Source organism: Streptomyces sp. WAC07094 (assembly GCF_036320405.1).
Classification (GTDB): domain Bacteria; phylum Actinomycetota; class Actinomycetes; order Streptomycetales; family Streptomycetaceae; genus Streptomyces; species Streptomyces lannensis.
Genome location: NZ_JAVMJZ010000003.1, coordinates 1 through 19,838, shown reverse-complemented (window position 1 = coordinate 19,838; position 19,838 = coordinate 1). Strand labels below are relative to the sequence as shown.

At 68.2% G+C, this 19,838-nt stretch carries 23 protein-coding genes and 2 pseudogenes; 10 read left to right on the top strand and 15 right to left on the bottom strand.

Going from position 1 to position 19,838, the window contains the following annotated elements; all coding sequences use genetic code 11:
• Positions 1-104 precede the first annotated feature (104 nt).
• From RCR19_RS39555 to RCR19_RS39540, 4 genes are all read right to left on the bottom strand, one after another.
• Positions 105-818, bottom strand: coding sequence for a histone-like nucleoid-structuring protein Lsr2 (locus tag RCR19_RS39555; RefSeq protein ID WP_331269939.1), 714 nt, complete (start codon positions 816-818; stop codon positions 105-107).
• Between the two features lie 303 nt (positions 819-1,121).
• The gene (locus RCR19_RS39550; RefSeq protein ID WP_331269938.1) at positions 1,122-1,664 is read right to left on the bottom strand and encodes an SUKH-4 family immunity protein; all 543 of its coding nucleotides are present in this window, start codon (positions 1,662-1,664) and stop codon (positions 1,122-1,124) included.
• A gap of 291 nt (positions 1,665-1,955) precedes the next feature.
• Complete coding sequence (locus RCR19_RS39545; RefSeq protein WP_331269937.1) at positions 1,956-2,306, bottom strand: hypothetical protein; 351 nt, start codon at positions 2,304-2,306, stop codon at positions 1,956-1,958.
• Between the two features lie 241 nt (positions 2,307-2,547).
• Positions 2,548-3,297, bottom strand: a complete 750-nt coding sequence (locus tag RCR19_RS39540; RefSeq protein WP_331269936.1) for an SDR family oxidoreductase — start codon at positions 3,295-3,297, stop codon at positions 2,548-2,550.
• 128 nt (positions 3,298-3,425) lie between these two features.
• On the opposite strand from RCR19_RS39540, the gene RCR19_RS39535 reads away from it, so the two are divergent.
• Positions 3,426-3,860, top strand: coding sequence for an Rrf2 family transcriptional regulator (locus RCR19_RS39535; RefSeq protein WP_331269935.1), 435 nt, complete (start codon positions 3,426-3,428; stop codon positions 3,858-3,860).
• Positions 3,861-4,505: 645 nt separating this feature from the next.
• On the opposite strand, the gene RCR19_RS39530 is transcribed toward RCR19_RS39535, so the two are convergent.
• Positions 4,506-4,880, bottom strand: a complete 375-nt coding sequence (locus tag RCR19_RS39530; RefSeq protein ID WP_331269934.1) for a fic family toxin-antitoxin system, toxin component — start codon at positions 4,878-4,880, stop codon at positions 4,506-4,508.
• Positions 4,877-5,347: a hypothetical protein gene (locus tag RCR19_RS39525; RefSeq protein WP_331269933.1), complete on the bottom strand. Its 471-nt coding sequence runs from the start codon at positions 5,345-5,347 to the stop codon at positions 4,877-4,879. Before RCR19_RS39525 ends, RCR19_RS39530 begins: the two co-directional genes overlap by 4 nt.
• A gap of 207 nt (positions 5,348-5,554) precedes the next feature.
• Here RCR19_RS39525 and RCR19_RS39520 point away from each other — a divergent pair, with 207 nt between their 5' ends.
• Positions 5,555-6,454, top strand: coding sequence for a phosphoribosylaminoimidazolesuccinocarboxamide synthase (locus RCR19_RS39520; RefSeq protein WP_331269932.1), 900 nt, complete (start codon positions 5,555-5,557; stop codon positions 6,452-6,454).
• A gap of 393 nt (positions 6,455-6,847) precedes the next feature.
• Positions 6,848-7,531: a transposase gene (locus tag RCR19_RS39515; protein ID WP_331269931.1), complete on the top strand. Its 684-nt coding sequence runs from the start codon at positions 6,848-6,850 to the stop codon at positions 7,529-7,531.
• 211 nt (positions 7,532-7,742) lie between these two features.
• Here RCR19_RS39515 and RCR19_RS39510 read toward each other — a convergent pair whose 3' ends face one another.
• Entirely contained in the window at positions 7,743-8,363 is a 621-nt protein-coding gene (locus tag RCR19_RS39510) for a TetR/AcrR family transcriptional regulator (RefSeq protein WP_331269930.1), read from the bottom strand.
• Between the two features lie 154 nt (positions 8,364-8,517).
• Here RCR19_RS39510 and RCR19_RS39505 point away from each other — a divergent pair, with 154 nt between their 5' ends.
• The 3 genes and pseudogenes from RCR19_RS39505 to RCR19_RS39495 all read left to right on the top strand — a co-directional run bounded on the left by RCR19_RS39505 (position 8,518) and on the right by RCR19_RS39495 (position 10,523).
• Entirely contained in the window at positions 8,518-9,378 is an 861-nt protein-coding gene (locus tag RCR19_RS39505) for an enoyl-CoA hydratase/isomerase family protein (protein WP_331269929.1), read from the top strand.
• A gap of 418 nt (positions 9,379-9,796) precedes the next feature.
• A pseudogene (locus RCR19_RS39500) lies at positions 9,797-10,047 on the top strand (IS5/IS1182 family transposase); the annotation flags it as partial.
• Positions 10,048-10,154: 107 nt separating this feature from the next.
• On the top strand, positions 10,155-10,523 hold the full coding sequence (locus RCR19_RS39495) for a hypothetical protein (protein WP_331269928.1): 369 nt from the start codon (positions 10,155-10,157) through the stop codon (positions 10,521-10,523).
• 14 nt (positions 10,524-10,537) lie between these two features.
• Here RCR19_RS39495 and RCR19_RS39490 read toward each other — a convergent pair.
• The 4 genes and pseudogenes from RCR19_RS39490 to RCR19_RS39475 form a co-directional block, all read right to left on the bottom strand.
• Positions 10,538-10,711: pseudogene (locus RCR19_RS39490) on the bottom strand (IS5/IS1182 family transposase); the annotation flags it as partial.
• A gap of 159 nt (positions 10,712-10,870) precedes the next feature.
• Positions 10,871-11,368 carry a hypothetical protein gene (locus RCR19_RS39485; protein WP_331269927.1) on the bottom strand — a complete coding sequence of 166 codons (498 nt, stop codon included), beginning with the start codon at positions 11,366-11,368 and terminating at the stop codon, positions 10,871-10,873.
• Positions 11,369-11,540: 172 nt separating this feature from the next.
• The gene (locus tag RCR19_RS39480) at positions 11,541-13,655 is read right to left on the bottom strand and encodes a SpoIIE family protein phosphatase (protein ID WP_331269926.1); all 2,115 of its coding nucleotides are present in this window, start codon (positions 13,653-13,655) and stop codon (positions 11,541-11,543) included.
• The gene (locus tag RCR19_RS39475) at positions 13,642-14,073 is read right to left on the bottom strand and encodes a hypothetical protein (protein ID WP_331269925.1); all 432 of its coding nucleotides are present in this window, start codon (positions 14,071-14,073) and stop codon (positions 13,642-13,644) included. The genes RCR19_RS39480 and RCR19_RS39475 overlap by 14 nt, the downstream gene beginning before the upstream one ends.
• A gap of 281 nt (positions 14,074-14,354) precedes the next feature.
• On the opposite strand from RCR19_RS39475, the gene RCR19_RS39470 reads away from it, so the two are divergent.
• Entirely contained in the window at positions 14,355-15,092 is a 738-nt protein-coding gene (locus RCR19_RS39470) for a DUF4158 domain-containing protein (protein ID WP_331269924.1), read from the top strand.
• Between the two features lie 221 nt (positions 15,093-15,313).
• On the opposite strand, the gene RCR19_RS39465 is transcribed toward RCR19_RS39470, so the two are convergent.
• Positions 15,314-15,931 carry a CGNR zinc finger domain-containing protein gene (locus tag RCR19_RS39465; RefSeq protein ID WP_331269923.1) on the bottom strand — a complete coding sequence of 206 codons (618 nt, stop codon included), beginning with the start codon at positions 15,929-15,931 and terminating at the stop codon, positions 15,314-15,316.
• A gap of 173 nt (positions 15,932-16,104) precedes the next feature.
• Between RCR19_RS39465 and RCR19_RS39460 the strand changes: the two genes are divergently transcribed.
• From RCR19_RS39460 to RCR19_RS39450, 3 genes are all read left to right on the top strand, one after another.
• The gene (locus RCR19_RS39460) at positions 16,105-16,845 is read left to right on the top strand and encodes a metallophosphoesterase (protein WP_331269922.1); all 741 of its coding nucleotides are present in this window, start codon (positions 16,105-16,107) and stop codon (positions 16,843-16,845) included.
• Positions 16,846-16,906: 61 nt separating this feature from the next.
• Positions 16,907-17,272, top strand: coding sequence for a LysE family translocator (locus RCR19_RS39455; protein WP_331269921.1), 366 nt, complete (start codon positions 16,907-16,909; stop codon positions 17,270-17,272).
• A 192-nt stretch (positions 17,273-17,464) separates the two neighbouring features.
• On the top strand, positions 17,465-17,710 hold the full coding sequence (locus RCR19_RS39450; protein ID WP_331269920.1) for a hypothetical protein: 246 nt from the start codon (positions 17,465-17,467) through the stop codon (positions 17,708-17,710).
• Positions 17,711-17,912: 202 nt separating this feature from the next.
• Here the strand turns inward: RCR19_RS39450 and RCR19_RS39445 are convergent, their stop codons facing one another.
• The 3 genes from RCR19_RS39445 to RCR19_RS39435 all read right to left on the bottom strand — a co-directional run bounded on the left by RCR19_RS39445 (position 17,913) and on the right by RCR19_RS39435 (position 19,512).
• The gene (locus RCR19_RS39445; protein ID WP_331269919.1) at positions 17,913-18,293 is read right to left on the bottom strand and encodes a hypothetical protein; all 381 of its coding nucleotides are present in this window, start codon (positions 18,291-18,293) and stop codon (positions 17,913-17,915) included.
• Positions 18,290-18,496 carry a hypothetical protein gene (locus tag RCR19_RS39440; RefSeq protein ID WP_331269918.1) on the bottom strand — a complete coding sequence of 69 codons (207 nt, stop codon included), beginning with the start codon at positions 18,494-18,496 and terminating at the stop codon, positions 18,290-18,292. The genes RCR19_RS39445 and RCR19_RS39440 overlap by 4 nt, the downstream gene beginning before the upstream one ends.
• A 68-nt stretch (positions 18,497-18,564) precedes the next feature.
• Complete coding sequence (locus tag RCR19_RS39435) at positions 18,565-19,512, bottom strand: ornithine cyclodeaminase family protein (protein ID WP_331269917.1); 948 nt, start codon at positions 19,510-19,512, stop codon at positions 18,565-18,567.
• Positions 19,513-19,838 lie beyond the last annotated feature (326 nt).

Genomic DNA, 19,838 nt, shown 5'->3' with positions numbered 1-19,838 from the left:
CCGCTTCGACAGCCTTGCGGTCCGTTTCGAGGCCACCGTCCTCGTTGCTGTGATCAACGGGCTGTGGCCGGCCGATGGTCATCGACCGTAGCTGGACCTGGTGCTCACCTCTGTGATGCCTTGTAAGCCTCGCGGATGGCCGCAGGGATACGCCCACGGTCATTTACGAGATAGCCGTTGGCGTGTGCCCAGAGGCGTATCGGCTCGTCTTCCGGACGGGGATCGAGCTTACGGGGTCTGGCAGACTTGCCGTGGCCTGTCCAGTCTCCCGAGGAGACTCCTTCCAGTCGGTCCGCTGCCTCTTGGAAGAAGGCGAACAACGAGGCGTACACGCCCTCCTCGGGACCGTATGCTTCATCCCACGTTCCGATGGTTCCGTTGAGTGTGTCCAGAAACGTCCCGTAGAGACCGTCGCGTTCCGCGGCAATGGGCACCCACTCACGATGCCAGGACGGATAGTGGGGCTCTGCGGACGGCGGCATCTCCTCCAAGCCCATCCGGCTGAGGTAGACCCGCTGAATATCCGTCAGGCCAAGAAGGAGATGGCCGCCGGGGACGGCTACCTCGCACCCCAGCGCCACCAGGCACGACTGGCCGTCGGGTTGCCTGCCGGCATCGATGTCGTTCGCCAGCAGCCACTGCCACATCTCGCCTGTCAGCTTCAGACCCATGCGCAGTTCGGCTTCGCTGATGGCCGCATGACTCCCCGGGCCGCCGAGTGCAGCGAGAGCTTCAGGGTCGTTCCGCTCAAGCCACGCGGTTACCCGGCCCCACGCCTCTCGTACGTCTCCTGCCTCGTGCATCGGAGTTTCGCTCACGTGTGATCTCCGCCCAGGCAGGATGCGCCCATACGTGGAGCACGCCCAGCCGTATCCCTCGCTTGCAGGGCGCGGTGCCCGGTCTGCCGGACTGTGAAGTTGTCCTCTTGACAAGGAGACGACCGCTGGTGATCCATTGGAGAACCGTATGCGGGACCACTGACAGTGACTGATACGGAACGAGCTTCCGCAGACCATCTGCGGCGCGCACCTGACCCCCTGACACGCCACCAACATCTAAAACGCTCTCTGGACGCGCTGGGCACGGTGAGTGATCGCTTGGGGATCGTGGCGGCCGGGCAACTACCAGAGCCAGCGGTCAAGGAACTCGGCCCAGATGAACCCGTGGTAGCCGTCGAAGGCAGGCGGATCGATCTTCTTGAGTTCGTCAGCGAGCATGCTGAGCTCGGCCAGGGCTTCGTCCTCGCAGTCATCCGGATCGCTGAGGATCTCGGACTCGCTGACGTGTAGGCCGTAGTGGTGCAGGGTCCGCAGCCACAGGTCGATGGATGAGTTGGCGAACCATGCCTCGCCTTGGGGAAGGACGTAGTAGACCGTCCCTGTGCCGGGTTCGACACCGAACGACCATTGCCGTCCCGGCACGAGGTTGCCATGGCGATTCTGGGTGAGGAGGTAGAGCGGCCTACCAACTGATCTCTGAAGTGCTGGAGCTGCCTCGACCTGGAACGATACGTACTCGATCAGCTGATCAACGATAGGGATCCCGACATCAACCAGTAGTGCCTTCTGTTCTTCGGGGATCTGCCAGCCCGACACGACTGCGGAGTCTGCCCTTGTAACGTTCCCGGTGCCGGCCCAGGCAGTGAGCTCGTCAAAGGTTGGCATGTGAGAGTCCTTCCGCGGCTGGCTGCGATGCGGACCCTATCGAGCAGGGCTGACAGACACGTGGCCCCATCGGGGCGCCACACTTTTCAGTGGCCGCCGGTGGCGTATCGGCTCCAGGTTCCACCGGCCTCGGTGACCAGGCGGGTGGTGGTCTTGTCGTGATAGCCGAGTGCCTTCGCAATGACGGGGCCGGGGCTTGGAGGACGAACTGTCGGATCACGGAGGCCCTGCCGCGCCGGCCTCCTCATCGCGGGCATCTTCCTCTGGTTCGCCCGCTGAACGGCAAGCAGATCACGGCCGCAGGCTTTCTCCCTGCGGATCGAAGCAGACGAGTCCGTGCTCGCGAGCCAGCGCAGCGGCGTACTCGGACACTTCCTCCGCTTTGCCATAGGACATGAGCAGGTACACGATCGGGCCCGAAGCCTCCTCGATGACCGGCGGGGACGCCCAGACGACACTGCGACCGACGTCGTCCGGATATCGCGCGAGGAGCGCTTCCACATACGCCACGATGCGCGGCGCCGGAGGCACGACGACATCGTCCGACTCCAGGTAACGCTCGTAGAGCTCGTCGTAGGTCAAGCCCGCTTGGTGGTTGTCGAGTGGACGGTCGCCGTCCCACACCGCAAGGTCATAACTCACAAGCGCATCGTTGCAGGCATCGGTCCCGCCGACGCCAGCAGGCCGTGCTCCGGCAGGTGAGGAGGGAGCGTTGTGATTGCCGCCACGCCAGTTGCCCGATGATCTTCCGCCGGTCGACTGGCGACGTACCGGCCGCGGCTCCCCCTCTTTCGCGCGCACGTGGGAGCCGTCCGCGCACGCGCGGGTCGTTGGCGCGCCCCGAGGGCGCGATGTCCTTCGGGGCGTGCGAAGGGTTTCCGGTTCAGGCGTTGTAGCCGCCGTGGGCGTCCAGCACGGCGCCCGTGACGTACGACGCGGCGGGGCTGGCCAGAAAGGCGATCGCCGCGGCGATTTCTTCGGGGTGACCCGTGCGTTGCAGAGACAGCGAGCTGAGCAGGGCCTTGAGGGTCTCGGGGTTCGGCGCATCCATGCCGCCCTCCATCAGTCCGGCCTCCACGACGTTGGCCGTGATGTTCCGGGGCCCGAGGTCCCGTGCGACCCCCATGGTGTACCTCTCGATCCCTGACTTGGTCGCCGAGTAGTCCGCGGCTCCCGGGACACCGACCCGGGAGCCCAGTCCGGAACTCACCGTGATGATGCGGCCGCCCGCGCGCAGCACTCGGGAGGCGGCCCGGATGACGGCGATCACGCCGAGGTAGTTGGTGGCGTGCATCCGGTCCAGTGCGGCGGTGTCGGCGTCCGGGTCGTCCACCGTGCCGGTCACGGAGATCGCCGCGTTGTTGACGAGGATGTCCAGGCCGCCGAAGTGCGCGACCACGTCGTCGATCAGCGCCGGCGCCCCGCTCGTGTCCGCCTGGTCGGACTTGAAGGCGACGGCCTTCGCTCCCTTGCCGTGCACCTCGTCGACGACGGCCTGCGCCTGCTTCTCGGAGCTGACATAGGTGAAGGCGACGTCGGCGCCCTGTTCGGCCAGCAGTCGTACGGTCGCGGCTCCCAGTCCGCGTGACCCCCCGGTGACCAGGGCGACCTTGCCGTTGAGTGGCTTGCTCATTCTTCTCACCTCGTTGATTGACCCTTCTCGACAGTCGCAACGTTAATTGTTACGACAGACTGTTGCAACCTTCTCTGTTACGACAGTGTTGTCGTAACATGGAGCGTTGCGACCGGGAGGAGGGGTTCATGAGTGCCAACAGCAGGTTGACCATTGCCGCCCATGCGCTGGCCTGGATCGGTCTCTACCAGCGCCAGGGCCATGAGGTCGCCACCTCCGAGCAGATCGCGACCAGCGCGAACACCAACCCTGTGGTGATCAGGCGGCTGCTCGGTGAGCTGCGCAGGGCCGGGCTCGTGGAGTCCCGGCGGGGTGTGGGGGCGGGCTGGTCGCTGGCGCGCGAGCTGGGGTCGATGACCTTGCTCGACGTGTACGAGGCGGTGGAACCCGGCCCGCTGTTCGCGATGCACCGCACCACCCCGGACCAGGGATGCGTGGTGGGTCACGGCATCCAGCCGGCGATGCAGGGCATCTACGAGGGCATCGAGAAGACCCTGAGGGACGAGCTGGCCCGCGTCACGCTCGAGAACGTGCTGCGGGATGTACTCGCGGCACCCCGCTAGCCTCCCCGTTACGCCCTGACATCACCAAGATCCCCCTCCGTGCCCAGGCGGGTGGATAGCCTGGCAACCAGCCCACGACACCCGCGGAGTGTCTGCCGAACTCGTGGCTGGGGAACGGCCGGTGGTGCGGTTCTCCGCCCTGTTCGCGCACCTTCACTCGGTCGGGGCCGGTTGCGCGCCTTGCGGTCAACTGCCTTGTTCTGCGTCGCCGCTGGGGCCCACCCCACCCTGGCTACCCAGGTCCTCGCCCATGCGGTGGGCCGGGCGCAGGCAGCTGCTCTGGGCCGGGGTGCGTGATGGCAGGGGGGAGGGCCTCGTGTTTCCACGCCGTGCACTCAACGATCGCAGTGGTCTTTGCCTGCCCTCGCGGGATGCGGCGATGGATTAATTGCTCGAACAGCTCGAGGACGCGAAATGGCCTGGGCGGAACGCCTTTTCGCGACGATCTGCGGGGAGGGAAGCCCCTGCGGCGCAGCGAGCACGGCGGCTCAACGGGAGGTAGGGGAGGGCGAGGCCCCCATACGCATCAAAGGGAACAGGACCGAGTCGCTTTCGTCGCTGCGTAGAGGAGCGCGCGCCGTGATTGCCGCCACGCCAGTTGCCCGATGGACCGGGGCGCGACGACGGTGATGTCCGTAGCCGGGGTCAACCAGCGATCCATTCCCTGATCTCGTCGGCGATCACTCGCACGTCCAGCGCGTCGCGGCTGATACGGGCCGCGAGGGCGGCGGCTTGCTTGGGCTGCACGTCCACGATGACGCCGCTCACCGTCAGGTACGAAGCTGCGACGACCGCCCCGAACAGGGCGTTCGAGTGCTCCAGCGCGGGGCACCGGATGAGCTGATGCATGAGCGCGGCCGCGCGATGGTGTGCCTCGGTGTACACGGGGGTTTCCGTGACCTCGTCGGCATGCCGTGCGGCCGCGGCGGCCAGAGTTCCGAAGTCGGTGACGTCTGGATCGCCGGGAAGGTGTCGGTGGGCGTGGTCCAGCAGCCAGGCCCGGTCGATGCATACGATCACGCGGTAGCCGCCGGCCCGCGGCCGGAGTTCGGGCTTGCGAACTCCTCGGCGAAGGCATCGGCGAATTCATTGACGAAGTGTGCCCCGGCGGTGAGGAAGCGGTGCCTGATGTCGTTGGCCTCGTCGGTGAGCACCTGCTTGGCGTAAGCCTGCACGGTCATACCCGCAGCTGCGGCCCGGGCCTCGATCCCCGCGTGGATCTCGTCGTCCACTCGCACGTTGATCTGCTTCATACGAGCAGCGTAGGGGCCTGTACAAAGCGCTACTACCGGCTTGGCGTCCATCACGGCGACGCAGCGCCCAAAGCGCGCGCCGGATCTTCTCGAACGTGACTGGTCTTTCTGTTTCCGGCTATGGGTGCGAAGGCCTGCAGCCGCCGTGTGGGCGCGGATGCGGTGGGGGACGAGCTGCTGCAGGGTGCCGTTCACCGGCTGATGAACACCGTACGCATGGTCGAGCGGAGTCATGGGCGCCGAATCGTTTGCTGCCCTTAGTGGTCGGCTCTCAAAGTCCTTCGGGGGTTGATCTCGGACTCGTTCCGTGCCGTGGGTTTCTCGGTACCCTGACCGCCGGCCTTGCTTCTGGAGAGCCGCTGGGCATTCGCAGCCCCGCCCCATACTCCGTCAGCTCGTCACGGGAGAATCGGCAGATCAGCCGCCTTGTGAGGAGGACCCATGTCCGGATTCGTCGAGAAACCCGAACCCGTGCAGGTACCAGGACTGTTGCACCTGCATACCGGCAAGGTGCGTGACCTGTACCAGAACGCGGCCGGGCATCTTGTGATGGTCGCCAGCGACCGGACCTCCGTGTACGACTGGGTGCTCCCCACCGAGATCCCCGACAAGGGTCGCATCCTCACCCAGCTGTCCCTGTGGTGGTTCGACCAGCTCGCCGACCTGGTACCCAATCACGTCATCTCCACCGACGTGCCCGACGGCGCCCCGGCCGACTGGGCAGGCCGCACCATGATCTGCACGCCGCTACGGATGATCCCGGTCGAATGCGTCGCCCGCGGCTACCTCGCCGGCTCCAGCCTCACCGAATACGCACAACACCGCACCGCCTGCGGCGTCGCGCTACCTGAGGGACTGGTGGACGGTTCGCAACTCCCCGCGCCGATCTTCACCCCCGCGACGAAGGCCGAGGTCGGCGACCATGACGAGAACATCTCCTACGAGGAAGTGACTCACCAGATCGGCGCCGAGACCGCGGCCCTGCTCCGTCAGACCACCCTCGCGGTCTACAGCCGAGGCCGCGACATCGCCCGCGACCGCGGAATCCTTCTGGCCGACACCAAGTTCGAGTTCGGCTTCGACAACGAGAGACTTGTCATCGCCGACGAGGTGCTGACCCCGGACTGCTCCCGTTTCTGGCCTGCCGACCAGTGGGAACCCGGTCGCCCTCAACCGTCGTTCGACAAGCAGTTCGTCCGCGACTGGCTGACCTCTCCAGCCACCGGCTGGGACCGCAGCGGCGAGCACCCCCCGCCCGCGCTCCCGGCCGAGATAGTCGAGCGGTCCCGCGCCAAGTACATCGAGGTGTACGAGCGCCTCACCGACACCCCCTGGTCGTAGCCCCACGCTGCGGACCGCCGTATTGCCCAGCCCGCGGTCCGCAGCTGCCAGGGCCAGCGGCGCCCTGATCCTCACGGAACAGCCAGGTGTCGAAGCCTCGAGGGCTGCTCCCACGGTTGGTTCTGTGGGCCGGATCGCCCAGGCAGCACATGCGGCAGGGTGCCACCCGTCGTGATCTACTTCTCCCGATCGGCCTGCCTGCCTTGCCCGTTGCCGCTGCCCGCCCGATAGCCTTGAGCGCCGCCGAGCGCGAGCGGCTGAAGAAGATGGCCTACGGCCACAAGACCGAGCACCGGCTGCGGATACGCGCGCTCGTGGTCTTGCACGCGTCTCGCGGGCGCCCCAATGCACGCATCGCCCGCGAGACGGGCCTGCACCTACAGGGCCGCACGCGTGCTCGATCTGTACGCCCGCATCTGGCAAGGCCGGACGCTCGGCGCCGACGAGTACGTTGTCAGCGCGGACGAGAAGACCTCCATCCAGGCCCGCTGCCGCTGCCACCCCACCCTCGCCCCCGGACAGGCCCGGGCGATGCGGGTCAACCACACTTACGGCCGCGGAGGTGCCCTGGCCTACCTCGCCGCCTACGACGTCCACCACGCCCGGGTGTTCGGCCGCACCGAGCCCAGGACGGGCATCGACCCGTTCATGAACCTGGCCGCCCAGGTCATGACCCGCGAGCCCTACGCGAGTGCCAAACGGGTGTTCTGGGTCGTGGACAACGGCTCCTCCCACCGCGGGCAGAAGGCCGCCTGCCGGCTGGCCGCCGCGTTCCCGAACACGATCATGGTCCACACCCCGGTGCACGCTTCCTGGTTGAACCAGGTAGAGATCTACTTCTCCGTCGTCCAACGCAAGGTCGTCTCACCCAACGACTTCACCGACCTTGCCCCGGTCGGGGACCGGCTCCGAGCCTTCGAAGACCGCTACAACTCCACGGCACAGCCGTTCCAGTGGAAGTTCACCACCTCCGACCTGGACGATCTGCTGGCCAGGCTCGACCGGCACGCACCCGCCGACCGACAGGAAGAATCCTCCGCCGCACTCGCAGCAAGATCAACCCCCGAAGGACTTTGAGCGTCGACCACTTAGGTCGCGCAGATAGGTGCTGTGGGGGCCTCGGCGGCCCCGCACGGCTGCGTGTGGGCACCGTCCGCTTCGGCCGGATCGACATCCCACTCCTGCACTTGCGGCCGGGGCTGGACTTCGACGACGCGATCACCGCCGCCGGGATGATCACTCCGTTGGGCTGCTTCGGCACCGCCGAGGAAGCCGCCGCCTCGGCCCTTTACGACGCAGCGTCCGTCTGCTGGCGTGCCGGGGTCGACGAGAAGGCGGCGAACGCAGCGTCCAGCAGTTTGCCGAGGTCCTCCTGGCCGTCGCTCGCACTCCATTGCCCGAGGACGATCCACAAGATTTCGAGCGCCGCCGCTACGCGTACGTTGGCGATGATCGATGACCCGTCGGTCGTGGAGGTTGTCTTCTGCAGTCGGGCGACGATCTCTGGTCGCCATTCAGCCTGCTTCTCGCGGAGGCGTGCGCACAGGGCTGGGGTCTGCTCGATCAGGCCGAGGATCGTCACGAGTTCCTGGACGTCGCGCACGAGGAACCTCACGGCTGACTCCAGGGCGTTGCGCAGCCTGCTCCAGTCGTCCTGGTTGGCCCGCTCGGCATCGAGCGCGTCAGTGATGACGTCACCGACAGGGTCGAAGACGAACAGGACCACGTCTTCCTTGGTGCCGAAGTAGCGCAGGAAGGTGCTCCGCGACACTCCGGCGGCTTCGGAGAGGTCGGTGAAGGTGACCTGGTTGAAGCCGGTGAGGCAGAACCGGTTGAACGCGACGCGGGCCAGCTCTGCTCGCACCGCGTGGCGGCTGATCTCACGGGTACCGACTGGCGCTGCGCTCATGGGGACGAGTGTACTCCGACACACTCGTTTGCTTCTGCGGATACAGGTTCCTAATCTGATACTCAGTGTCAGTCGCGATGCTGAGATTCGCGACGCTGTCCCCAGCCGGCGGCACGGTCACCGGCCATCCCTTACCGCGATATGGAGCCACCTCATGAGCTACGAAGACCTTCCCGCCCTGACGATCGACGTCTCGGACGGGGTCGCGACGGTGACAATCGATCACCCGCCGCTCAATTTGATGGACGCGGTCCTCCTGCCGTCACTTCGGGCATTCGTCGCGCGTGTGCGGGACGACACCGACGTCCGCGTCATTGTCTTCGAGAGCGCTGACCCGGAGTTCTTCGTTGCCCACGGTGACATGGCCTACCTCACCGACCCCGACGCGCTGCCTGCAGCCACTCGCGCTGCGATCGCGGCCGCGCCGGGCGCAACCGTCCCGGAAGGCCTGAACATCCTGCAGGCGATGAGCGAGGAGGTCCGCTCGCTGCCGCAGGTCACCATCGGCAAGCTCGCGGGCTTCGCGCGCGGCGCGGGCAACGAGTTCTTCATGTACCTGGACATGCGATTTGCGGCGATCGGCAAGTCGGGGCAGGGCCAGCCGGAGTCCTTGATGGGGATCCTCCCCGGAGGCGGCGGCACGGTGAACATGACGCGCCTGGCAGGAAGGGCCCGCGCGCTGGAGCTCATCCTCGGCGCCGAACTCGTGGGCGCGGAGCTCGCGGAACGGTACGGCCTGATCAACCGTGCCCTGCCCGCCGCAGAACTCGATCCCTTCGTCGACACTCTCGCCCGACGGATCGCCGGCCTCCGGCCGGAGGTGATCTCCATCACGAAGGCCGCGGTCGACGCGGTCGCGCAGCCGATTCCGCGTGCGGCATACGCCGTTGAGAACGAGGGCCTGTTCGCGGCGTTCGGCGATGAGGTCACCGAGCTCGCCCACAAGCTGCTGGCCGCTGGTATCCAGACCCGCGAGGGCGAACGGAACCACGAGCGCATCGCCAACAGCATCTGAGTGCCCAAGCTCTCGCCATCCGTGCGCAGAGGCTCCGTGGGAAGAGTTCCTCAGCCATTGCCGGCACGCGCGGTCTCGAGTGGCCAGGTCGGCCACCCCGGTTCGCCGGACCTATCGGGGAACACGACCGGCTGAAGCGCCGGAAACGGCGGACAGGGGAGCGGATGGCGCAAGCAGCCAAAAGTTTGACCACGCTGTTCGGCCGCGCGGATAGGCGCGGTTGGGAGGGTAGGTAGCCGAGCGGGCACAGGTCCCGTTGATCATCGAGTTGCTGACGCTCTGTGAGCACCGAGGGGACCTGTGCCTGCGCTTCCATCGTGGCTGACCGAGCCGCTCTGGGACCCATTCGTGGTCCTGCCGCCCGAGCGGCCGGAATACCACCCGGACCGTCCACTCGGCTGCCACCGCCGACGCATACGAACGCGGTCTGCACGGCCGCATCGCGCACACAGGCGAGAAGGCGCCCATCCAGGCCAGTCAGCGCTGGCACGTCGAACGCACCCATGCATGGCAGAACGCCTTCCACCGGCTCGCCCGCTGCTACGAGCGGCGCGCCCCGTCGTCAACGCATTGTTCGACCTCACCGACACGATCATCACCGTGCACAGCCTGATCCGGCGGGCATGGATGGCGCACCGGATGGACGAACGCCCGAACCGCCGACCATGACCGCGCCCCCTTTTCCGCGCCACCTCTTTAGAGCCCGTCCTGCCGATCATGCATAGATCCCAGCAACGCTGGTGCTAATCCCTGTCGGTCTGGGCCATCATCTCCAGGTGACAGATGAATCCGTCTCGGTGGCCTTCGGCTCGCTGGGGCACCTGAAGGCGCTCCACCGCATGGTGATGAACCGCAAATTCGAGGGTCCCGACAATGTCTTCTTCGGGAGTCCCCATCTCGCGGCTGCTCAGCACGCAATCCTTGAGACACTGATGCAGGCGGAGCCTCAGCACGCCGCGCAGTGGCAGTCCTGGCGGGACGCACGGAAGCACGAACTCGTCGTGAACAGGGTCCGGCAGCATCTTGACAACCATCGTGAGGTCGTCGCCGAGATGGAGCCCGTAGTCCGGCGTGCGTATGTGGAAAGCCTGCTTGCGCCGTTGGTCGGCGATCCCGGTCTGCTGTCGGAGTCGGCGGGCGGGTAGATCCGCCCTCACGATCATGTGCGGAGCCAGATGGTGAGGGCTGCAGCAGTGACGGTGCCGAGGTAGACGTAGCCGCGTTTGTCATAGCGGGTGGCCACGGCTCGGGACTGTTTCAGCCTGTTGATGGCCCGTTCAACGGTGTTGCGCTTCTTGTAGCGCTGCTCGTCGAAGCCCGGTGGCTATCCACCGCGTGGTTCTTTGCGCTGGCGGGCGGCCTGGCTGTTCCGTCAGATCGCCCCGCCCCATACCCGACCAACGACCAGACCATCCGACGGTCACATGATCGACCGGACAGCTCTAGGAGCGTGGGCCTGGGCGTTGGTGTCGGGCGCGCCGCGCATCGCGGATCAGGGGGTCACGGTAACAAAGGTGTCCGCGATGCGGTTGGCGTCGGTGGGGTGGGCGGCGATCGCGATGATGCGCCAGGCACCGGAGTCGTCACGCCGGACCTCGAAGTGGACTCCGAGGCGCTCGATCTCCGTGTTGTCGGCGGTACGGCGCGACCAGATCACGTCGATCCCGGCGGAGTGTGAGCTGTAGGCGGTCACTCGGCTGTCGGGAACATCGGTGTGGGTGTATCGGGCAGCCCTCAACGGCTCCTGCTGCGCTGCAAGGTAGCCCAGTCCCGAGTCCGGGTCGGGGCACCAGCCGTGCAGGGCGCGAGCCGGGTCGGGGTCGTCCACAGAGACGCTGAGCGGAGGAACCCAGTAGTTCAGAACAGACCGGGGACTGGCGGACGGGTCCGCAGCTACGGCGGTCCAGGCGGTGGAGTACTGGTTGAAGAACCAATCGCGGGCATCCATAGCCGCACGCGCCATGTTGTCCTCGTACCGATTGAGGTCCACTTCGTTCCTTCGCCTTCTCCGGGCACAAGCGGGGCCGCGGGCCTGGGATCGCCCAAGACATTATCCTGACAGAACGTCAGGTAAGAGGGGCCCGACCCAAGCCCTCGTTCTAGGACTCGGCGAGTAGTCACATGATCGGCCGGACAAGTCCTAGGTGTGTCCTAGGTGTGTCCTAGGTGTGGATGAGTAGGAGGGCGATGTCGTCGGTGCAGGGGACGGTGTGGGTGCCGTGTTCGAGGAGTGTGTCGGCGAGTGTGTCGATGTCGTGGTGGCCGGCTCGGGAGAGGCGGTGTGCGAGGTCGGTGGTGGTGGTGTCGATGTCGGTGCCGGGGTTTTCGACCAGGCCGTCGGTGTAGAGGACGAGGAGGGTGCCGGGGGGAAGGGGGACGGTGGTGGTGGGGTAGTCGGCGTCCGGGGTGATGCCGAGCAGGAGGCCGGGGGTCATGGGGAGGGTTTCGGTGCGGCCGTCGGGGTGCCGGATCAGGGGTGGGGGGTGTCCGGCGGTGGCCAGTTGGGCCTGGCGGCGGTCCAGGTCGATGTGGGCGTAGAGGCAGCTGGTGAACAGCCCGGGGTTGAGGTCGGTCAGCAGGCGGTTGGTGCGGGCCAGGACGTCGCTGGGGGAGATGCCGGTGTGGGCGTGGGCGTGGACGGCGGTGCGGACCTGGCCCATGAGGGCGGCGGCCTGCACGTTGTGGCCCTGGACGTCGCCGATGACGGCGGCTGCGGTGGTGGAGGTGCAGTGGATGAGTTCGTAGAAGTCGCCGCCGATGTCCATGCCGTGGCCGGCGGGCAGGTAGCGGGCGGCGACCTTGAGGCCGGGGATGTGGGGGAGTTCCTGCGGGAGCAGGCCGGTTTGCAGGGTGCGGGCGAGGTGGTGCTGGGCATCGTAGAGGCGGGCCCGGTCCAGGGCCTGGGCGATCAGTCCGGCCAGGGAGGCGAGCACGGTGCGCTCTGCGACGGGGAAGGGGCGGGGCCGGTCGTAGGACAGGACGAGAAGACCGACGGCGCGACCGGAGGTGATCAGCGGCAAAAACGCCCAGGCGTCGCGGTCCTTGTAGCGGGGCGCTTCGGGGTAGGCGCGCTGGAAGTCGGTGAAGCTGGTGAAGAAGGCGGGCGTCTGGGTGCGGATGGCCTGTGCGGGCGGGGTGGCGGAGGCCAGGGGATCGCCCTCGAAGCGTTCCAGGAACGCGGTGTCGTAGCCGCGTGAGCCGAGGATGCACAGGCGCCCGTCCCCGGCTGCCATGAGGACGAGTCCTTGGGCTTCGAAAGCGGGGACGAGCTGGTCGGCGACCTGGTCGACCACGTCCTGGACGCTCACCGCCTGGGTCAACGTCGCCGCCAGATACATGAGGTGATACAGCGCCGACGCCCCGAGCGGGCCGGCCGGGGCGGTGCGGCAGGGTTCGGCCTCGGCGGCGGCCTGTTCGCGCGGGAGCGGAGTGATGTTGACGCTGATGCCGTCGGCCGCGGGGCACAGCTGGAACGACAGCCACTGGTCCGGGGGTTTGAGCACGGTGAAGGCGGTGGACTGCTTGCTCATCACCGCCGCCCGGTACTGGTCCTCCAGGGCGGGATCCCCCAGCCACAGCAGCCGCTCCCAGGGGCGCGAGCCCAGCAGATCGGCGGCGCCGACACCGAGGAGTTCGGCCGCGGCCGTGTTGAGGAAGGTGACCCTTCCCTCCAGGTCCAGGGAGCAGCAGCCCACGGGCAGCCGTTCGGCGAAGTCGTAGGCGGCCAGTGCCTCGGCCCGGCGCGGCTGGCGGGGGCGCTGCGCGGACAGCACCACGGGCTCCGCCTGGGGCAGCAGCACATGCCCGTGCCTGGCGGCCTGTCCCAGCAGGTGTCCCGCCCGTCGGCGAAACACCTCCAGGGCCTGCATCTCGCGGTCGCTCAGCTGCGGGGGGTGCCATGCCGGCCACAGCAGGTTGACCCCGCCGTGCACCGTGTCGTCCCACTCCAGTGGCGCGGCCACCACCAGGACCTCGTAGGGGGCGATGAGACCGATCCGCGGGTAGCGGCGGGCCATCTCCTTGGGGCTGCTCAGCCAGATGAGGCGCCGCTCGCGTATGGCCTCGGCCACCGGCACCGCATCGCTCACCTCCATCCGCACCCAGGGAGCGGCAAGCCTGCGGGGGAGCCCGGACAGGACTGCCAGATGCATGAGTTGGTCCTGCGGCGACAGCACATACACCATGCCGACCGCCGTGTCGGTGTCCTTGACCAGGCGGCGGAACAGCCCGGCCAGCTGCCCCAGCGCCGTCACACGCCCCTGCTCATGCCGGCGCACCGCGCTCACCCCCTTGCCGCGCCCAGGGGGAGGGGCGGGCCCGGCGCGCGAAACGTCCCCGGGCCGCCTCGGCACTGAGGCCCAGGTGCGCCCCGATCTGGGCCCAGCTCGCCCCGGCCCGCCGGTCCGCCGCCACGGCCAGCCGCACCAACTGCTCCGACAGCTCCGGAACCCGGGCCACCGCCGCACTGCAGCAGCCCGCCGGATCGTCCTGGCCCGCCCGCTCCGCCGCGAGCTGCACCTGCAGCAGCAGATCCGCACCCGCCGCGGCCATCGCCTCCCGGGCCTGCGCGCCGCTCTGCCACCGGCGCCGCGCCCGCCAGGCCGCTTGCCGGTGCGCCGGCCCGCAGTAGCGGCGCCCGGGCCGTGCCACCCCGGGCAGCGATACACCGCACCAGGCACACCGCACGTCACTCACATTCGGACACTACGCCCGTCGTGGGGTGACGGCACCCGCACCTGGTGGGCGCCGTCGCTGCCCGGCCGCCGGCGCCGGACCGCCCGGTCCGGGCCCTGGTCGGCCCGTTCCCGCCGCGCGGTCGGTGCACGCCGAAGGGGCCCTGTCGTCCTAGCTCGGACACCGGGGAGCAAGTAACCCGCCGGTGGAGTCGGAGATGCTTGGGACCTGCCGTTTCCTGCTGCTGGGATGCCTCGTGGGGCTGATCGGATGAACCGACGGTTCGACGACAAGGGGCGGGTGTGGGACAGGAGTGGTCACCGGAGGACGTGGTGGCGTGCTGGACGCTGGTGGATGGCGACTGTGACCTGGTGGCCAACAAGTGCGGACCGACCCGGCTCGGCTTCTGCCTGATGCTCAAGTTTTTTGAGATCGAGGGTCGGTTCCCGGAGTTCATCGAGGAGGTTCCGCAGCCCGCTGTCGAGTACGTCGCCGGTCTGGTCAAGGTGCCGGCGGCCGACCTCGCAAAGTACGACCTGGCGGCGCGAAGCGTCACCGGAAGCAGATCCGCGAGGCTCTGGGGTTCCGGCCGCCGACAGCGGCGGACGAGGAACGGCTGGCGGAATGGCTGTCGACGGAGGTCTGCCCGGTCGAGCTGGTCGAGGGACCGGCAGCGGGAAGCCCTGTTGGTGCAGTGCCGTGTCGAGCGGATTGAACCGCTGGGCCGAACTCGTGTTGAGAAGGTGCTGGTGACGGACCGCAACCGGTGGGAGCGGGCGTTCTGTACGCGGACCATCGAGCGCCTGGGTGAGGTGGGTACGGCCATCAATACCCTGCTGCTTCAGCAGGCCCTCGCCGAACCGGCCTGGGCGAAGAAGCTCTCGGATGAGGACCGGCGCGGGCTGACCGCTTTGTTCTGGTCGAACATCAAGCCGTACGGAACGTTCCGTCTGGAGATGGACAAGCGCCTCGACCTTGGACTGACGACCGCAGTCCCTCGCCCCCGGTCTGCCGGGTCCTTCACAGCACCTCGAAACTGAATGTGTCAGACCGCGGAGCAGTGTCCCCCGGTCATGGCGTCGCCGGGTCAGTGCATGAGGGCCGGACCGTGAGATGTCGTTGACTGGGTGGCCGACGGACAGGACAGCGGCGAACTCGGCGCGGATGCGGTCGACGGCCGTGGGGAACGCCTTGTCCCCCACGGCGGGAGGGATCCATGGCGCGGCCGCGTCGGCACGGCCCTGGGGTTTCCCCTGAGTGATCAGGACGGGGCAGAACCGCCATCAACCGCCGTGCGCTGACGCCTGTAGTGGCGAGCTGCCCGGGCGCGGTTTCCGCATGACGGCTTGCACCACTCCTGCCGCCCGTGGCTCTTGACGAAGTAGCGCACGCAGCGGGGCGCGGTGCAGGATCGCAACTGCGTGCACTGCGGGCCGCTGAGAAAGTCGATGGCGGCTCGGGCCAGGGTCGCGACAAGCCGAACGTACGGATCGTTTTCCGCAGACAGCAGTCGGGCGGTAGGGACTCCTTCGACGGGCCAGTCGATCTGCGGGGCGACCAGTTCCCGCGCGGCAGCCGTGTTGAGGTGGGCCATTGCCTGGTCGGCAGGCATCAGGCGATGGGCGTCCGCCGGGCTGGGGGGAGCGGGGCTGACCACTCGGGCGAACAGGGCCCGGACTGCCTGCCGAAGCTCGATGATCCCGAGTCTGAGGTTTTCATCCGCTGCGAGTTCTCCAGCCGGAATGTGGCCGGCCAGCAGATCCCCCTGCTCTTGGATCCAGTGCGTTGTTCCCTGGACCGTGGCGAGGTCATCGGCGACGCCGCCGTCTTCGTCGTGACGAATCGTGCTCGCCAGTTCCAATGCCAGCCAGCGCTCCACAAAGCATCCCCTTCCATCTCGGTGCCCGGTCGCCAGTCACTTGATCACATCCCCACACACACCCTAAGGTCTCTAACGGAAAATAAAAAACTTCCGTTAGAGACTGGAGTGGGTGGAGACACCTGCCCTGGCACAGGATGGCGGCTGAGCCCGCCACTGGAGGCGACTGCGGAATGACGCTGCTTGCACAAATCAGCGACCTGCACCTGGATGGCAGCGAGAGGGCAACCCGACGCGCCACCCGCGTCATGGACTACTTGCGAGCCCTGCCCCACCCGGTTGACGCGCTCCTGGTCACCGGGGACATCGCCGATCACGGCGAGGAGGCCGAGTACGAGGAAGCAGCTCAAATCCTGACCGCGCCCTTCCCCGTGCTCACCTGCCCCGGAAACCACGACGCGCGACCGGCCTACCGCAAGGGCTTGCTCGGAGAGGCACCCGACCACGGCCCCATCAATCGGGCCCACGAGATCGCCGGCACCACCATCCTGATGTGCGACTCCACCATCCCGGGCCGCGACGAGGGACGCCTCGACGCCCAAACACTCGCCTGGATCGACACCACCCTCACCGCGCTGCCGCAGGACACCGCTGCGCTGATCGCCTTCCATCAGCCGCCGGTCGAACTCCATCACCCCCTGCCCGACTCCGGCATGCTCGAAGAGCCCGGACAACTGGCCGACTTGCTCGATGCGCACCCGCAGGTCGCCGCCGTCCTCACGGGCCACGCCCACACCGCGGCCGCCTCGACCTTCGCCGCGCGTCCGCTGATCGTCGGACCGGCCATCACCTGGACCCTGCGCATGCCCTGGGAGGGCGACAAGGCCGCAGACCGCGACCAGCCGCCCGGCCTTGCGTTCCACATCCTGTCCGACGATCGGCGCCTGACCACCCACTACCGCGTCGTGCTCTGATCCCCCGCTCGCACGATCCGGAGGCATCGCGGTCCATCCCTACGCCGCCGCCGCTGTCCTGGTGGCGGTCTTTCCCCTGATCGTCACCCCCGGAGCCAGCCTGGCCCTGCTGGTTCAACACGTCATCGACGGCGGCCGCCGTCAGGCTCTTCCCGTCATCCTCGGCACAGTCACCGGCTTGTACATCCACGCCGCTCTCGCCATAGCCGGCCTGTCAGCCCTGGTCATGCACTGCAGCCTGGCCTTCACCGCCGTCAAGCTCATCGGTGCCGTCTACCTCATCGGCCTGGGCACATGGACATGGCGTTCCGCCGCACTGAACGCGGCACCCGTCCCCTACCGCCAACGCCGGCCGAAGGGGGCGGACTCTGTCTACGCCCAAGCGTTGCTCGCCAACGTCCTCAACCCGAAGGCGGCAGCTATTTAGGACTCCGGGGCCGAAGGAGTGCGCCTTCTCGCCCGGTGGTCGGCCTCAACGCCGGTCGGGCCCCGCCCACTTGCCCGACGGGGTCGGTGATGTGTCCTGGCGGGTCGGGTGGTTGGGGGTGTGGCCGGGGGCACGAGACGGTAGGGGCAGGCCTCGGTTGCGACGGTGCCGGCGGTCGGCGGCGGCAAGTGGGTGCCCAGGGGCAAGGGTGCCCGCGGCGCGGAGATCTACGGTGTCGTCGCCCCCGCCTGGCTCAACCGCCGTTTTTGCCGCAGACCGCAAGCGCTGCAGGCGGTCGACGGCATCCGCGCCCTGCAAGCCGATCCCGCTCTACGGCCGAGGGGGAAAAGCACCCCCGACGACAGAGGCAGACCCGTCGGCCTTCCCCTGCTCATCGTCGACACGGCGCTGGCGCTCACGCTGCTGATATTCGGCTGACCACCGGTGACCGGGCCGTCATGGCAGCGGACTTACCTGAGAGCAGCAGGCAATCACCTCAGTTCATGCCACGCCTTGATCGGACATCAGCGGGTGGTGGTTCTTCTTTACAGGCCAACGCAGGCCGCCCAGCCGCTAGGCCGGTGCGGGACCGCGGGAGGCGGCCGGGGGAGCCGGCGGCCTCATGGGCTGTCCTTCGCGGTCAGGAACTCCAGGCCTCCAGGTGCTGCGCCACGGTCCTGAGGTCGGCTTCCTGGTTGCGGACAGCTTGGGCCAGGCTGTATAGGTCCTCGTCCTTCACCTGGACACCCTGACCGGACAGATGCATGTACTGGTAGGCGCATCCCCAGCCGATGACGAGGTTGTAGTCCTTGAAGGGGCGCAGCAGCAGTGCGGTGTGAAGGAAGGTGGCGGCCCTGGCCGGTGCTTGCTCGTAGTACAGGGCTCCGCGCTCACGCTCGAATTTGTGTCGGTCGGCCATGAAGCCCAGGGCCCCCCAGTCGGCGATCGGCACATTGAGCGGGGAGATCGCGGACTGGACCTGCAAGACCCAGCCGACGTCGACGCGGATGATCGGGCTCAACGCAGACCTTCCGGGAAGTGCTCCGTCACGCCGGGCAGGACGCGTGTGGCCTCGGCGACGGCACCTTCGACGAAGGCGATGCGGTCGGCCTCTTCCACGATCACGTCATGGGCGTGTGCCCTCAGGCTCTTGCCTGCGAGGGCCGCCCGCTGGCGTAGCCGGTCCATCTCTTCGGGGGAGAACTCGACGTTCAGTGCTGGCATACCCCTACGGTACCGAACTTGGTACCACCTCGGGTACCCAAAGTCGGCCCGAACCGGTAGCGCCCTTGTCAGGACAGCAGGTCCAGGGTGGTGCCGGTCTTGTCGGTTTCGGCCTGCTGGTAGGCCAGCCAGGCCACGGCCAGGTCCTGCCAGGGCAGTCCGACGGGGGTGTAGGCGGTGATCTCCTGGTCGTGGGTGCGTGCGGGGAGCTGGCCGCGCAGGATCTCGCTCAGGGACGCGGCGGCGGTGGAGGCGGGCAGGCCGGCGCCTGCGAGGGCGCCGTGGGCGGCGACGAGTGCGACGTCGTCGACGATCAGGCGGGCGGAGGTGAGGACGCCGGGGGCGAGTTCCTGTTTTCCTGGCTCGTCGGAACCGAGCGAGGTCAGGTGCTGTCCCGGCTTGAGGTCGTCCGTGTGCAGCAAGGGGGTGCGGGCCCAGGTCGCCAGCACCACGGTGGAGGCCTCGGCCGCTACCTGCCGGGGGGAGGGGAGCACGGTGGCGCCGTGCCGGTGGGCGAAGGCGGCAGCGCGCTGCGGGTCGGTGTCGTGGACGACGAGGCGGTCCCAGGCGCGCAGGGTGCGCAGCCCGCGCAGGGTGAGTTCGGCCTGGGCGCCGGCTCCGATGACGCCGACGGTGTGGGGGGTGTCCCCGGCGGGCCGGGCGATCGCATGGGTGGCCAGCGCCGCGGCGAGGCCGGTACGCCAGGCGGTGACGGTGGCGGAGTCGATCAGGGCCAGCAGTTCGCCGTCGGCGCCGCTGTGCAGGCAGATCACTCCGCGCAGCGCGGGCGAGGCGTGGGGGAATTTCGCATTCACCTTGACGGTGTAGGCGTTGATGCCCGGGAGCAGCCCGGGCAGCAGAGCCGTCGCCGTACCGGGGAAGGGCAGGTCGGTGCGGACGCGCCGGCCCGGGACGGTGTTCTGGGTGAAGGCGGTGAACCCCTCCCGCAGCGCCTGGATGCAGGCCAGGGGGTCGAGCAGGCTGAGCAGGTCACTACGGGTCAGGATCCGGGTCACGCCGGTCAGGGTCTCACGACCCGCCCCGCCCCGCCCCGCCCCGCCCCGCCCCGCCCCGCCCGCCCTGCCCCGCCTGCCCTGCCGTGCTCGCCCTGCCCGTCGTGCTTGCCGTGCGGTGACGCGGCCGTTGTCCGCGGGCACCGCTCGGTCCCGGACCGGTCGCCGGCCGCAGCGCCGACCGACACCACCCCCGCCTCCCTCCCGGGGGGAAGAGGGGCCACCCCTTCCCGCACCGCGGGATAGGGGGGCGCGGTCACCTCGCCCGTAGGACGCCCGGTGTCGGCGCGCCCCGCCACCGACGGGCGCGGCGGCGGGGCGGGTTAGGG